Source organism: Delftia sp. WSY_12, assembly GCF_043104645.1.
Classification (GTDB): domain Bacteria; phylum Pseudomonadota; class Gammaproteobacteria; order Burkholderiales; family Burkholderiaceae_C; genus Comamonas; species Comamonas tsuruhatensis.
The window spans coordinates 215171-229175 of sequence record NZ_JBICKW010000009.1; the positions used below are offsets into that span (position 1 = coordinate 215171).

Here is a 14005-nt window from a genome sequence, read left to right on the forward strand (position 1 = left end):
GCGGCAGCCCGTCATCCGCCAGGCACGGGAGGACGGGGCGGATAGCTGTCCTGCCTATCCGCCGCCTGCATTCAGGAATACTCCAGATCGCTGTGCTTGCTGGTCACCAGCCGGCCGGCCGACAGCGACATCATCAGCAGCGCAATCGCCTCATGCATGATCAGCGTGTGCGTGTTGCCGGTCTCCACCATCTTGCTGCGCAACGACTCGCGCACCTGGGGGGAGCCGGTCACGTCGATGATGATGTCGACCGCTGCATCCACCAGATCCATGAACCGTGTGGTGACCGGCACGCCACGCGCGCGCGCCAGTGCGATGCCGGGCTGGTCCAGGTCCAGGTCGGCCACCCCGAGCAACTGCACGAAGGGCGCGTCCAGCAATTGCTGCAGCAAGGGAGTGCCGGTCTGCCCCGCACCAATGACCACGATCCGGAAGGCTTGCATGGGTTGAATCCTTTTCCATATGGGAAGTACGGCGCCATCATAGAAATGCCTTGCCGGTGCGCGCCGGTCCGGGGCGGGTGGAATGGGTTTGTATGACCCAGGTCAAATCCGGTGGACAGGGGCGTGGTGGCGGGCCAGGTCTCAGCAGGAATCACACTACAGGCTGCTGACGCGGGAGCCTGCATTCCAGAGCGTGCATGGCCTGAACGTGGTGCTTCTGACCTGAATGCCGCTTCCGCTGCCGCCTGCATTCGCCCAAAAAAAAACCCGCCGGCTTCGTGGCCCGGCGGGTTTTCTCAGGTGAATAACAGCAGACGCTGTTATTGCCTTACAGGAACCTGTTCCGTGTACTCGCGCAGCACGCCGCCGCCTTCGACGGAGCCGCTGACCTGGCCGTCCTTGACGCGCTCCACGCAGGAGCGGCGGTCGCCTTCGTTCTTGAAGACATCGCAGCGGGCCACGGCATTGCGCTGGAAGTTGTCGCCCGACTGGACGCCGCCTCGGCGCGATTGCTCCTGGACGGCGGCGGCCTCGTGCTGGGCAGGGTCGCGGCGGTCATAGCCGCGCTTGGCGGGCCCCTTGTGCTCGGCGTGCTTCTTGTGGTGGTGATGGGGCTTGGCCTTTTCCGCGGCGGGGGGCGGAGGCGGCGTGCCATCAGGCCCGGGGCCGGGCTGGGCGGTGGCCAGGCCGGCCATGCCCAGGACGGCAGCGCCAATACACAGCTGCAGGGGACGGATCCATGGATTCTTCATAGCTTCACTCCATTCCTCGTGAAAAAGTCAAGGCCCAAGCATGCGTGTTTTCCAGCTCCCCATTTATCGGTACAGCACGGCTGCGCATGCAGTCCATGGCCTACATGTTGCCGCGCAACGCGCAAGCGGTGGCCGACCTGGGTCAAGCCTGGGTGGCAAACCAGCGCTGAACGCCGTCGGCCATGCGCGCGAAGACGCTGTCCAGCGTGGGAACCTCGGCACCCCACAGGGCGCGCAGCACGTCCGCGTTCTCGAACAGGCCGTGCCAATAGCAGCCGGCGATGCGGCCGTCAGGGCTGTGCCACAGCAGGCCCGGCACAGGCTCGGCCACGGCGCTGCCGGCAGCCACCATGTCGGGGCGCACGCTGGTCTGGCCATGGTGGATTTCATAGACCCGGGCCTGTACGCCGGACAGCGCCGCCAAAGCCCCTGGCAGCGGCGGCAGCTGCACGCTGGCGGGCAGCACAGTCTTGTCGGGCGCGAACAGGGTCGTCAGCGGCAGAAGGCCCAGGCCGGCTGCGTTGCCGTCCACGCCGTGCAGGTCGATCAGCGCCTCGCCCAGCATTTGCAGGCCGCCGCAGATGCCCAGCACCTGCCGGCCTGCCGCCGCATGGGCGGCGACGGCAGCATCCAGGCCCTGGGACCGCATCCAGGCCAGATCGGCAGCCGTGGCCTTGGAGCCCGGCAGGATGATCCAGTCCGCGCCTGCCAGCTGGGCCGGCGTGCGCGCCCAGACCACGCGCAGGCCCGGCACCTGCAGCAGGGGCTGGAATTCGTCGAGGTTGCTGATGCGCGGGTAGGCGACGATGGCGATGGTGGTGTGCACGGCGCGCCCCACGCCTCCTCCAGAGCCACGGTCGTCAAAGACGCCATCCTCCTCCGGCAGGCCATGCTGGAACTGCATGGGGATGGTGGCCACGGTGGGCACGCCGGTGCGCTCCTGCAGCATCTGCGGGGCGGGCGCCAGCAGGCTGGCGTCGCCCCGGAATTTGTTGAGCACGAAGCCGCGGATCAGCGCCTGTTCGTCAGGCGGCAGCAGCGCCCAGGTGCCGTAGAGGTGGGCGAAGGCGCCGCCGCGGTCGATGTCGGATACCAGCAGGCAATGCGCGCCGCAGTGGCGCGCCACGCGCATGTTGACGACGTCGCTGGCATGCAGGTTGATCTCGGCCGGCGAGCCTGCGCCTTCGATGACGACCACGTCGTTGTCGGCACGCAGGCTGTCCAGCGCCTCGGCGATCTGCGGCCACACGCGGGCGCTGCGGCCGCGCCAGGGCAAGGCCGAGAGTTCCTCGCTGACCCGGCCCAGCAGCACGACCTGGCTGCGCATGTCGGCCTCGGGCTTGAGCAGCAGCGGGTTCATGCGCACATCGGGCGCGCAGCCTGCGGCCAGGGCCTGCAGGTACTGTGCCGTGCCGATCTCGCCCCAGGCACCGCCCGGCGCGCAGACCACGCGCGCGTTGTTGCTCATGTTCTGCGCCTTGAAGGGCGCCACCTTGTAGCCCTGGGCGCGGTACCAGGCGCACAGCGCGGTGGCCACCCAGCTCTTGCCGGCACCGCTGCTGGTGCCCAGCACCATCACGCACAGCGCGGGGCGCTGGCCGGGCTCGGGCAAGGGCAGGTTCACGGCGGCGGGTTCACTCGATTGCATGGTGTTTCTCCATTGGCTGCCAGGCAGCCAGCAAGGCGTTCTGGGATGCAGGCGCCAGCACGCCCATGCGCACGCAGCCGGGCAAGCCGAAGCTGTCGCAGTCGCGCAGCTTGATGCCCTGCGCGCGCAGTTGGGCCAGACGCGTCTGCATGGCGTCGCCCTGCCGTGCCTGCGGCCAGCGCGCCACAAAGTAATTGGCCTGCGAGCCGGGCAGCACCTGCCAGCCCAGGCGCTGCACCAGATCGATCTGTTGCGCCTTCCAATCGCGCAGCCGTTGCAGGCTTTGCGCCAGCCATTGCCGGGTGGCCGGTGCGGTCCAGGCCGTGAGCATGGCCTCGCCATGGGCGCCCACGGGCCAGGAGGGTGACAGGGCACGCAAGGCATCGATCTCGTCGTGCGGCACGGCTTCGGGCGCAATGGCGTAGGCCGCGCGCACGCCGGTCATGCCAAGGGCCTTGTTGGGAGTCCACATCTGCCAGGCATCGCGCACCAGGGAGGGCACGGCGGGTTCCATGCCCGGCTCCAGTCTGAGGGGCGCATAGGCGCAGTCGATCACGCGCCAGGTGCCGGGCGGTGCGGGCTCGCTCCACAGGGGCCAGACATCTTCGGGCTGGCCCAGCGGGCTCGATGGCGCGCAGGCCCAGTGCAGGCCGGGGCCGGCCTCGGTGATGCCGTCGCGCGCGGCCAGGGGCAGGCGCCAGACCTGGGCCGCGTGGGCGTAGTCGCCATAGTGGTGTGCCGGCAGGCTGGCGACGGCCGCGCCCTCTCGCACCGCATGCATGGTGATTCGGTGGATGAAGTCGCTGGCACTGGCCGCGATGACGATGCGCTCGGCCGGCACACCATGAAAATCCGCCAGCCGTGTGCGCAACGCCGTGTAGTGCGGGTCCGGGTACTGGGCTGCATGTGCCTGGGACAGCGCATCCAGCGCCTGCGGGCAAGGTCCGCAGGCATTGCGGTTGGTGGAGAAATCGTGCGCGGGCACGCCCAGCGCATCCGTGCCGCCATGGGTGACTGGGATCGGTTTCATGGTGTCTTTCCTGCCATCGCCCATGCAATGACCAGGGCGGCGGCCATTCCTGCAGCCACCAGCATGGCGACCACGCGGCCCGCATGCGCCACGGCCTGCTGCAGCTCGGCCGCCTGCGGCACGCAGCCTGCGGGGTTGAGCACGTAGACGCCGGGCTTGCCCAGGCGCACACCCAGCAGCCTTGCCATGGCGCCCATGGGCCAGCCGCCGTTGGGCGACGGGGTGATGCGCGCGTCCTGGCGCAGCGCACCCCAGCCCGGACGTCGGCCAGCGGCCAGGCCGGACAAGGCCAGCAGCAAGGCGGTCAGGCGCGCCGGTATCCAGTTGAGCAGGTCATCGGCACGCGCCGTCCATTTGCCGGCCCATTGCCAGTGGCGCCGGTCATCGCCCTGCCCGCGCCAGCCCGGATAGCCCCACATGGCATCGGCCGTGTTGGCAAAACGGTAGAGGGCCGCGCCCGGCAGGCCGGCCACGGCAAACCAGAACAGCGGCGCCAGCACGGAGTCGCTGAGGTTCTCGGCCAGGGTTTCGATAGCGCTTTCGCGCACCTGGCCTGCGTCCAGCTGCGCCGTGTCCCGGCTGACCAGCCAGGTCAGGCGCTCGCGGCCTGCAGGCAGGGATTGCTGCAGTGCGGCTTCCACGGCCAGCACCTCGTCGCGCAGCATGCGCCAGGACAGCAAGGGCTTGAGCAGCACGCCCAGCACCAAGGCGCCCAGCCACCATGGCATGGGCGGCAGCAGCCACTGGATGAACGCGTAGATGGCGAAGAACAGCAGCGCCAGCAGGCACCAGGCGACGGCGCCCAGCGCAAAGCGTGGCCAGTCGCGCACATGTTCTTCGCGTGGGGCAATTCTTCGCCCAACCGCACCCAGCAGCCGGCCCATGGCGACCACGGGGTGCATCCACACGGGCGGCTCGCCCCAGAGCCGGTCGATCAGCAGGGCCACGGGCACGGCCAGCGCGGCGGCCAGGGCGTGGCGGGCCCAGGGGTCAGACACAGGCTGCGACAGCGCCTGCCAGCTCCACCACAGCGGACTGAACGCGGCGCCCGACAGCTGCCAGAAATGGCTGTCGTTCATGCCTGCGGCGGCGCCCCGGCGGCGCGCTGGCCCCACAGGTCGTCGTAGAGCATGTCCTGCAGCGGCGCACGGCTGGCCCATTTCTGCTGCTGCAGCATGGGCTCTGCGTAATAGGCGGACACGGGGCCCAGGCACAGCACGGCCAGCGGCCGGCTGCCCACGGGCATTTGCAGCAGCGCGGCCAGCACCTCAGGATCGAACAGCGAGACCCAGCCCAGCCCCAGCCCCTCGGCACGCGCGGCCAGCCACAGGTTCTGGATGGCACAGGCGGCCGAGGCCACATCCATCTCGGGCAGGGTGCGGCGACCGAAGACATGGGCATCGCGCCCGGGCGGCATGGCCACGACCAGCACCTCGGCCGCATCCAGCACACCCTGGACCTTGAGCTGCATAAAGTCTTCCTCGCGCTCGCCCAGCGCACGCGCGGTCTGCAGGCGCTCCTGCTCGACCACGGCGTGTATGCCCTGGCGCAACTGCGCATCGCGCACGCGGATGAAGCGCCAGGGCTGCATGAAGCCGACGCTGGGCGCATGGTGGGCCGCGCGCAGCAGGCGCAGCAGAACATCGGGCGCGACCTCGCCTCCGCAGAAATGGCGCATGTCGCGCCGCTCATGGATCGCGCGGTAGACGGCTGCCCGCTCGGCCTCGGCAAAGGGTTGGGCGGGAATGGTATCTGGCGCCCGGGAATGCGTTTCGCTGCTCATGCCGCCATTGTCCGCCGCAGGCCGGGCCTGCAGGCGGCATCAGTCCTCAATACCACGCTGGGCGGGAATGCCGGCCTGGAAGGCGTGCTTGACCAGTTCCATGCGCGTGACCGTATCGGCCACGGCAATGATTTCCTCGGGGCAGCGCCGGCCCGTGAGCATGACGTGCACATGGCGCGGGCGGTCGGCCAGGGCCTGCAGCACGGGCTCCAGCGGCAGCCAGCCGTAGATCAGCGGATAGGTGATTTCGTCGAGCACGACCAGGAAGTGATCGCCCGAGAGAATGGCCGTGCGGGCGCGCTCCCAGCCTTCGCGTGCGATCTGGGCAGAGCGTTCATGGTCCTGGCTCTTCCAGCTGAAGCCGTCGCCCAGTCCCTCGATGGGCATGCCCAGCTGCTCGAACATGCGGTGCTCGCCAAAGCGCGCCGTGGGCACCTTCATGAACTGGAAGATCTTGACGGACTTGCCCCGGCCATGCGCGCGCAGGGCCAGGCCGAAGGCCGCCGTGCTCTTGCCCTTGCCGTCGCCGGTGTTCACCAGCACCAGGCCACGGCGTTCGCCTTCGGGCTTTTCATAGGGCTTTTCCGTCGGGGCCTGTTCAATCTGCATGGGTCTGTCGTCCTCAAAAGTTGCACACGCTGCGGCGGGCATGCGCCGCAGCGGAGCGCCACTTTAACCGAGGCGGGCGCCCAGCCGGCGCTGCAGGGCACGCACGGCGCTGTCCACCGTGGTGAGCACGGGCAGGCCCGTGGCGGCCTCGCAGGCCGCGCGGGCACGCGCCATGCTGAACTGGGCCAGCGCAATGCGCGTGCAGCCACGCGCAGCCAGGGCCCTGGCCTGCTCGACCACCAGGCGGTCATGCGTGGCGGTGTCGCCGCGGTTGAGCGCGTCCATGGCGCCATCGGCCAGGGCAGGCACCAATTCGATGCTGGCCGGGAACTCCGGCGGCATGGACTGCAGCGTGGGCGCGAAGCTGGAGATCAAACCCAAGGCCCCCTGCTGGCCCTGCACGGCCTGCACCGCCTCTTCGATCATGGCCTCGTTGGGCTTGAGCACGGGCAGCGGCGCATGGCGCGCGGCCACGGCCTCGATGCAGGGGCCAAAGGCCGAGCAGGTGAACAAGATCCCCTGCGCGCCCGTGTCCACGGCGTACTGCGCCAGGCGCTGGAAGCGCTCGTGCATGGCGGCGTCCAGCCCGCGCCCGTTGCGCGCAAGGTCGGCCGAGAGGCTGTCGTCCAGCAGGTTCATGCGTACCGCCTCGGGCCAGTCGCGCGCAAAGGCTTCGTTGATGGGAGCGACGGAATGGCTGAGGGCGTGGATGAGGGCGATGCGGGTCATGGATTGGGGAGTCTGAAATGAAACGGAATTATTGGGGCGCCAGCCGGGTGAACTGGGAGCGCGGCAGCAGGCGCTTGAAATCGGCATCGAAGCTGACCACATGCTCGCCCTGGTGGATGGCGGCAGCGGCCAGCCAAGCTTCCGGTACGTCATTGGCGGAAAGCGCCTTGTCGGCGCACAGTTGCCTCAACGCCGGCCATTCGGCACCCAGCACGGCCTGCTCGACGCCGGGCGATGCCAGCAATGCGTCAACGAAGCGCAAAGCCTCGACCATGGGAGTCGGGTTGACGAAGATCTTCGGATGCGTGACCAGGCGCAGAAAGTTCGCCACCACCATGGGCTGCAATTTCAGCAGCACGCCCTGGCTGGCATCGGCCATGGCCTGCTCCAGCCAGTCGCGGGCCACCGAATGATGGGGGTGGTCGCTGCGCGATGCCGCAACCAGCAGGTTGACATCGGGCGTCATGGTTGATCCTGCCGACCGGCGGCATCCAGCAGCGCGCGGTTGCTCAGTGCGTCCAGCCCCGGTGCCAGTCCGCCCTTGCCGTGGTAGACGGGAAGGCGCACGCGCCGGGCAGGCGCCTGGGCCTTGCGCAAGCGCAATTGCAGGCCCTCCTCGATCAGGCGCGTCAGGCTGGTGTGCTGCTGTGCCGCATAGGTCTTTGCTTCGGTCAGCAATGCATCGTTGAGGTCAAGCGTGGTCTTCATGGCGGCCCCCGGAGCAGGAATTTCATACAGATTACTCACGCAGATCTTTCGCAAAGATCTTCCGTACAGATTTCTGTATGTTAGAAAAATTCCGCTGGCAGGACAACCAGGCCGGCCTGCGCCCTTCAGATGCCCTTGGACGAGGGATGAGCGAAGGATGGGCGAAGGCATCATGCCCCTCACCACGCGGTCCACGATGGCCTTGGCCTCGTCCCCGATACGCCTTCAGCGATTCAGGTGTTCCCTGCAGCCTTTCGCGCCGATGACGATGCCGGTCAGAGATTCTTCGGCGTGTGTCATGGGCTCTGCACCCAGAGTGCCAATCTGCAGGATGACGTTGCGCCGCATTCCAGAGCCGGTATTCATGCCTCCGCCATGAAGCACCTTCGGGTGGATCGCCACGATCTGGCCTGGGTCACACTGCACGGTGACGGTGTCGGCCGGATCGGGAGTGGGCCAGGTGCCACTCACCTTCTGCTGCTGCGCCTCCTGGTCGGAGATGCGATGAGTGCCCGCATCAAAGCAGGTGGCACCGCTCTCCACCGACATGCCATCCAGGCAGATCATCAGGCGGACAAAGCTGGAATCCCTGGTGCAGAAATACCCATTGGGATAATCGCGGTGCCAGGAGATTGACCGTCCGAATCCGGGATTCTTGATGGTCACGTTCATGAAATGGACCACTGCCTCGTCCACGCCAAGAAGCGTCGTTGCCGCCGAGACAAGCGCGGCATCGTGAAGTGTCTCTGCGAAGACTTCATCAAAGCGGGCGGGATCTCCAACAATGAAGATCGAGTTTCCGGTAAGGGCACCATCCAAGCCGGCGCGCTTGCTGGCCGGCAGATCTTTCTCGTACACCAACAGCTCGTCCAGCGCCGGATCCAGTGTTCTGGCCTGCGCATTGCGCTGGATGGCTTCAACAGATGCCACCAAGCTGTCGAGAAGGCCCTTCTCCATGGGTCTTGGCCAGATGACAAATCCCTGCTGCTCAAACATCTCCAGTGCATCGGCAAGCATCGAAAAATTCCTCCACCCTTTTTTTGTGAAGCGCTATTTCACCCTGTTGCGACAGAAAAAGAGATGTATCGCAGTCTGAAAATCAGCATGCCAAGGCCGAAGCCGCCATTTGCGCCACAGCCATTGCAGCGCCAGGATCATCACCATCTTCCATGCTCCAGACGGCAGACAGCCCCGACCAGGCCTGCACCCATTGCAACAGGCGCCTGTGCTCAATGCCCGAGACTTCGGCAATGGTGGCCATGCGGTGCGCAAAGCGCCCCGATACCAGTGCGCTGGCGCGGTCGGGATTGCTCAGGATGTTGGCGTAGTCGAAGCCGCTCTCGCCGTGCAGGCCCTTGGGGTCGATGGCCAGCCAGCCCAGGGGGCCGAAGTCCAGCACATTGCCGTGGTGAAGGTCGCCATGCAGCACGGCCACGTCGCGCGCACGGGCAGCAGCACGCCGCGCGGCGTGGACAGGGGCTGGCCATCGATGGTCAGAGCCCAGCGGCTCAGATACGGCGCATGGAGAGACATTTTTTCCGACAGGCGATCAGGGAGCCGCAGCTTGCCCCCGCAGCCGTGGCAGGGCCAGCCACTGCCCGTCGATGGCGCGGATGCGCAGCCGGTGCTCGAACACGGCCTCCAGCGCCGCATGCGTGGCCGCGTCGGCGCAGGCCCCCTGGTGCACCACTTGCCCCTTGTCGAGAATGACCAGGTCCTGGGCCTGCAAGGCCATCGATATCTCATGCAGCACGCTGACCACGGTGCGGCCCTGGGCAACCAGGGCCTGCACGCATTCGAGCCAGTCGGCCTGGTGCGGCGGGTCGAGGTTGGCCAGGGGTTCGTCCATCAGCAGCACGCGGGCCTGCACGGCCAGGGCGCGCGCCAGCAGCACGCGCTGGCGCTCCCCGCCCGAGAGACTGCCCACGCTGCGCATGCGCCAGTCCCAGCCCTGGGTCTGGCGCAGCGCCTGCTCCACGGCGGCATGGTCTGCCTGGCTGGGCGCCGCCAGCCAGCCCTGGTGCGGCAGGCGGCCCAGCATGACCACGTCCTGGACCCGCATGTCGCCGGCCACGGGCTGGTTCTGGCCCAGCCAGGCCAGCGAGCAGGCCCGTTCGCGCGCACTCCATTGCCGCAGCGGGCGACCCAGGAGCTCCACTTCGCCTTGCACGCCAGCGCCGGATTCCATGCCTGCCAGGGCGCGCAGCAGCGTGGATTTGCCTGCGCCATTGGGGCCGACGATGGCGGTCCAGCGGCCGGCGGGCAGGGCCAGGCTCAGGCCGCCCAGGACCTGTCGATCGCCCAGGCGAACCTTCAGGGCGCGCGCTTGCAGGGCGGGGGCCAGTGCCGTCATGCGCCCTCCCCGCCGCGCAGGGCGTGGCGGCGGTGCATGAGCCACAGCAGGTAGCTGCCGCCCAGCAAGGCCGTGAGCGCGCCCACGGGCAGCTCCTGCGGGGCGATGAGCCAGCGCGCCAGCAGGTCGGCGGCCAGCAGCAGCACGGCGCCCATGCCCGCGCTGAGCACCAGCAGCCAGCGGTGCATGGACCGCACCATGGAGCGCACCAGATGCGGCGCGGCCAGGCCGACGAAGGCGATCAGCCCGGTCTGCGCCACGGCCGTGCCCGTGGCCAGGGCCAGCAGCAAGATAAGCACCATGCGCAGCGGCGCCAGCGGCAGGCCCAGGCTGTGGGCCGTGGCCTCGCCCAGGGACAGGCCGTCGAGCACGCGGCCCAGGCACCAGGCGCCCAGGGCGGTGGCCAGCAGCACAGCCAGCATCAGCGCGCAGGCGCCCCAGCCGATGAAGGAGGTGCTGCCCAGCATGAAGGCCTGCATGGCCTGCATGATGTCCGGGTTCATCAGCAGCACCAGCGATGCGGCCGCGCCCAGCACCACCCCCACCACCACACCGGCCAGCAGCAGGCGCATGGTGTTGTGCACGCCCTGGGCCAGCACCAGGGTCAGCAGCACGGCCAGGGCCGCGCCCGCAAAGGCCGCGCCCGTGACACCCAGGCGCGCCAGGCCCGCCAGCGCGAAGGGCGAGGCGCCCAGCGCCGCCATGCTCAGCGCCACGCCCAGCGAGGCGCCCGAGGCGCTGCCCAGCAGATAGGGATCGGCCAGCGGATTGCGGAACACGCCCTGGGCAATGGCCCCGGCCAGCCCCAGCAGGCCGCCGGCCAGCCAGGCGCCCGCCGTGCGCGGCAGCCGGATCTCGGTGACGATCTGCCAAGACAGCGGATCGCTGCGCGCCGCCCACACGCTCTCCCAGCCCGTGCTGCCCACGCCCGCGCCCAGCAGCATGAGCAGGGCACTCACGACCAGCAAAGCCAGCGCCATCCAGGGCGCAGCCAGGCCGCTGTGGTGCCTGCGGGCCTGCCTCACCGTGCGGCCCCGTTCAGGCAGCGCGCCATCAGCGCGGCGCCCTCGGCCATGCGTGGTCCGGCGCGCACCAGCACGTCCAGCTCGGCCGGTTCAAAGCGGCAGACGCGCCCGGCCTGCATGGCGCGCATGCGGCCCCAGCCCGGATAGGGCTCGCCCGAAGCGCCCAGGCTGCGGTCGCCGCCCAGGATGAAGTCCGGGTCGGCGCGCACCACGAATTCGGGGTTGATGCGCGGAAACGGCCCCAGCTGCGCGCCCACGATGTTGCGCATGCCCAGGCGCGCCAGGGTCTCGCCGATGAACGAGGACTCGCCTGCGGCAAAGGGGCCACGGTTGACCTCGAAATACACGGTCTGCCCGCGCAGCGCGGGGGCCATGCTGCGCTCCACCTCCTGCATGCGCGCCTCGATGGCGGCCCAGACCCGGTCGGCACCCTGCTCGGGCGGCAGGTCCAGCAACTGGCCCACGGTGCGCAGCACGGCCTGCGCATCGGCATGGGTGCGCGGCTCCAGCGCCACGACCTTGAGGCCCAATGCCTGCAGCCGCGCCACCGAGCGCGAGGCCATGGACACCAGCACCAGATCGGGCTTGAGCGCGACGATGGCCTCGATGTTGGGATCGATTCCGCCGCCCATCACGGGCAGGGTCTTCACATGGGCCGGCCAGTTCGAATAGCGGTCCACGCCGACCAGACGCTGGCAGCCGCCCAGTTCGCACACGGTCTCGGTCAGCGAGGGCAGCAGGCTGACGATGCGCTGCGGCGGCTGTGGCAGCTCCACCGGAACGCCCCGCCCGTCCGTGACCCGGATGGCAGCCTGCGCCGCAGACAGCGCCAGTGCCAACGCCAGGCCCCACAGGGCGGGACGCCATGGCCTCACGGCTGCGGGCCCTTGAGCGCCAGCGGCAGGCCGGCGCACATCAGCGTGACGGTTTCGCAGCTTTGCGCCGCACGCTGGTTGAGCACACCCAGCGCATCGACGAAGGCGCGCACCTGCGATCCCAGCGGAATCACGCCCAGGCCGATCTCGTTGCCGACCAGGATCACCGGGCCGGGCGCGCCCTGCAAGGCGTCAAGAAAGGCCGCGCATTGGCCCGACCATCCGCGCGCCAGTTCCTCGGAAGGCTGGGCCGGCATCATCCAGTTGGTCAGCCACAACGTCAGGCAGTCCACCACCAGCAGGCGCTGCGGCGTGCTGTGCCGCGCAAGCATGGCGGCCAGGTCCAGCGGCTCCTCAAGCGTGGCCATGCCGGGCACGCGCTCGGCGCGGTCGCGCCGGTGGCGGGCGATGCGCTCGCGCATTTCGTCGTCCCAGGGCTGGCCGGTGGCGATCAGCGCGGCCTCGCGGCCCGGTGCGCCATCGAGCCAGGCGCGCGCCAGCAATTCGGCGCGGCGCGACTTGCCGCTTTTCTGGCCCCCCACAATGAGCTGGCTGCGGGGAAGCGAAACGGTGGAGATGGGCTCGATCATCACGCGGTCCCCGGATGAATGTCGGCGCCCAGCAGCGCGGCCACGGCACGCGGCTGCGAGGCAAACCAGGCATGGAAATAGCTGGCATGCACGCTGCCGTGGCGGTACAGCGCCTCGCCCCGGTCGGGATGGGCGTCCTGTCCCGGACGGCTGCTGCGCCCGGCCTCGGTCATGGAAGTCTCCAGCCGGCTGTAGTGAAAGGTGTGCCCGCGCAGCAGGCCCCAGGGCGTGGGCAGCTGCAGCATGCCCAGTCCGGCCAGGCGCGGCTGCATGCAGGCATGGCCGGGCAACAGGCCCCAGAGGTCCGTGGTCCGGCCCGCGGTGTCGGTCAGTCGCTCGCACAGCGCCAGCATACCGCCGCACTCAGCCCAGACCGGGCGGCCGGCAGCCACGTGGCCGGCGATGTCGCCGCGCAGCGCGGCATTGGCGGCCAGAGCATCCAGGTGCAGCTCGGGATAGCCGCCGGGCAGCCACAGCGCATCGCAATCCGGCAGGCGCTCGCCGGCCAGCGGCGAGAAAAACGCCAGCCGCGCGCCCATGGCACGCAGGCAGTCGAGGTTGGCCGCATAGATGAAGCTGAAGGCCGCATCGCGCGCCACGGCCACGGTGCGGCCCGCCAGCCAGGGCTGCACCTGCTCGGTGCGTTCGGCAGGCAGCTCAAAATCCACGGACCAGTCCTGCCAGCTGGCGCCCTGCCCCGGCCCGACCTGCCAGGGCAACTGGCCCAGCGGCGTAGCCTGCAGCGCATCGGCGGCCACGTCCAGGCGCACCAGCGCATCGTCCAGTTCATGTGCGGCGACCAGGCCCAGGTGTCTTTCGGGCAGCAGCGAGGCGGCGCCCTTGCCCTGCACGCGCGCCAGCGCGCCCAGCCACAGCGAGGGATCGCGCAAGCCGGCACGCAGCAGATCGGCATGGTGGGCGCTGCCCACGCGGTTGGCCAGCAGGCCGGCCCAGCGCAGGCCCGGCCGATAGTGCTGCAGGCCATGGGCCAGCGCGCCAAAGGTGCCGGCCATGCCCGAGGCGTCGATGACGGCCAGTACCGCCAGGCCCAGCCGCTCGGCCACATCGGCCGCGCAGGGCGTGCCGTCGAACAGCCCCATGACGCCTTCCACCAGGATGAGATCGGCCTCGCAGGCGGCTGCGTGCAGGCGTGCACGCATGTCGGACTCGCCCGTCATCCACAGGTCTACGCTGTGCACGGGCGCGCCGCTGGCCAGTTCATGCCAGTGCGGATCCAGGAAGTCGGGGCCGCACTTGAACACGCGCACGCGCCGGCCCTGGCGCGCATGCAGCCGCGCCAGCGCAGCCGTCAGCGTGGTCTTGCCCTGGCCCGAAGCCGTGGAAGTGATCAGCAGCGCCGGGCAGCGTGCCCCGCCCTGGCCAAGGTCAATGTTCATGTGTTCGCTCCGCGCGGCGCATTGTAGTGCGCGCCCGCACCGCGGCCGCAACCAATGCTTACG

The 14005-nt window shown here is 69.2% G+C and carries 17 protein-coding genes; all 17 read right to left on the minus strand.

Annotated features, from left to right (window positions below; translation table 11 throughout):
• Positions 1–71: 71 nt before the first annotated feature.
• The 17 genes from ACF8LI_RS05210 to ACF8LI_RS05290 all read right to left on the minus strand — a co-directional run bounded on the left by ACF8LI_RS05210 (position 72) and on the right by ACF8LI_RS05290 (position 13942).
• Positions 72–443 carry a hypothetical protein gene (locus ACF8LI_RS05210; RefSeq protein WP_016445227.1) on the minus strand — a complete coding sequence of 124 codons (372 nt, stop codon included), beginning with the start codon at positions 441–443 and terminating at the stop codon, positions 72–74.
• A 320-nt stretch (positions 444–763) separates the two neighbouring features.
• On the minus strand, positions 764–1195 hold the full coding sequence (locus ACF8LI_RS05215) for a hypothetical protein (protein WP_016445226.1): 432 nt from the start codon (positions 1193–1195) through the stop codon (positions 764–766).
• Positions 1196–1337: 142 nt separating this feature from the next.
• The gene (locus ACF8LI_RS05220) at positions 1338–2843 is read right to left on the minus strand and encodes a cobyric acid synthase (protein ID WP_203399674.1); all 1506 of its coding nucleotides are present in this window, start codon (positions 2841–2843) and stop codon (positions 1338–1340) included.
• Positions 2830–3873 carry an aminotransferase class I/II-fold pyridoxal phosphate-dependent enzyme gene (locus ACF8LI_RS05225; RefSeq protein WP_392412290.1) on the minus strand — a complete coding sequence of 348 codons (1044 nt, stop codon included), beginning with the start codon at positions 3871–3873 and terminating at the stop codon, positions 2830–2832. Before ACF8LI_RS05225 ends, ACF8LI_RS05220 begins: the two co-directional genes overlap by 14 nt.
• The gene (cbiB, locus tag ACF8LI_RS05230) at positions 3870–4952 is read right to left on the minus strand and encodes an adenosylcobinamide-phosphate synthase CbiB (protein WP_392412293.1); all 1083 of its coding nucleotides are present in this window, start codon (positions 4950–4952) and stop codon (positions 3870–3872) included. The genes ACF8LI_RS05225 and cbiB overlap by 4 nt, the downstream gene beginning before the upstream one ends.
• Complete coding sequence (gene bluB / locus ACF8LI_RS05235; protein WP_252652938.1) at positions 4949–5656, minus strand: 5,6-dimethylbenzimidazole synthase; 708 nt, start codon at positions 5654–5656, stop codon at positions 4949–4951. Before bluB ends, cbiB begins: the two co-directional genes overlap by 4 nt.
• A gap of 39 nt (positions 5657–5695) precedes the next feature.
• Positions 5696–6265, minus strand: a complete 570-nt coding sequence (gene cobO, locus ACF8LI_RS05240) for a cob(I)yrinic acid a,c-diamide adenosyltransferase (protein WP_013803210.1) — start codon at positions 6263–6265, stop codon at positions 5696–5698.
• Positions 6266–6328: 63 nt separating this feature from the next.
• A complete protein-coding gene (locus tag ACF8LI_RS05245) occupies positions 6329–6994 on the minus strand; it encodes an aspartate/glutamate racemase family protein (RefSeq protein ID WP_061287658.1) in 666 nt (221 codons plus the stop codon).
• A 28-nt stretch (positions 6995–7022) separates the two neighbouring features.
• A complete protein-coding gene (locus ACF8LI_RS05250; RefSeq protein WP_392412297.1) occupies positions 7023–7460 on the minus strand; it encodes a TA system VapC family ribonuclease toxin in 438 nt (145 codons plus the stop codon).
• Positions 7457–7702, minus strand: a complete 246-nt coding sequence (locus ACF8LI_RS05255) for a DUF6364 family protein (RefSeq protein ID WP_016445219.1) — start codon at positions 7700–7702, stop codon at positions 7457–7459. Before ACF8LI_RS05255 ends, ACF8LI_RS05250 begins: the two co-directional genes overlap by 4 nt.
• 225 nt (positions 7703–7927) lie before the next feature.
• Positions 7928–8719 (minus strand): phytanoyl-CoA dioxygenase family protein, encoded by a 792-nt coding sequence (locus tag ACF8LI_RS05260; protein ID WP_133072895.1) that lies wholly within the window; start codon positions 8717–8719, stop codon positions 7928–7930.
• A gap of 82 nt (positions 8720–8801) precedes the next feature.
• Positions 8802–9206: an aminoglycoside phosphotransferase family protein gene (locus ACF8LI_RS05265; RefSeq protein ID WP_392412336.1), complete on the minus strand. Its 405-nt coding sequence runs from the start codon at positions 9204–9206 to the stop codon at positions 8802–8804.
• Positions 9207–9251: 45 nt separating this feature from the next.
• Positions 9252–10055: an ABC transporter ATP-binding protein gene (locus ACF8LI_RS05270; protein WP_074922980.1), complete on the minus strand. Its 804-nt coding sequence runs from the start codon at positions 10053–10055 to the stop codon at positions 9252–9254.
• Positions 10052–11035: an iron ABC transporter permease gene (locus ACF8LI_RS05275; RefSeq protein ID WP_063327961.1), complete on the minus strand. Its 984-nt coding sequence runs from the start codon at positions 11033–11035 to the stop codon at positions 10052–10054. The genes ACF8LI_RS05270 and ACF8LI_RS05275 overlap by 4 nt, the downstream gene beginning before the upstream one ends.
• Positions 11036–11076: 41 nt before the next feature.
• Positions 11077–11955 (minus strand): ABC transporter substrate-binding protein, encoded by an 879-nt coding sequence (locus ACF8LI_RS05280; protein WP_392412301.1) that lies wholly within the window; start codon positions 11953–11955, stop codon positions 11077–11079.
• Positions 11952–12545, minus strand: a complete 594-nt coding sequence (locus tag ACF8LI_RS05285; protein WP_392412304.1) for a bifunctional adenosylcobinamide kinase/adenosylcobinamide-phosphate guanylyltransferase — start codon at positions 12543–12545, stop codon at positions 11952–11954. Before ACF8LI_RS05285 ends, ACF8LI_RS05280 begins: the two co-directional genes overlap by 4 nt.
• The gene (locus ACF8LI_RS05290) at positions 12545–13942 is read right to left on the minus strand and encodes a cobyrinate a,c-diamide synthase (RefSeq protein WP_392412307.1); all 1398 of its coding nucleotides are present in this window, start codon (positions 13940–13942) and stop codon (positions 12545–12547) included. Before ACF8LI_RS05290 ends, ACF8LI_RS05285 begins: the two co-directional genes overlap by 1 nt.
• Between the last annotated feature and the right edge of the window lie 63 nt (positions 13943–14005).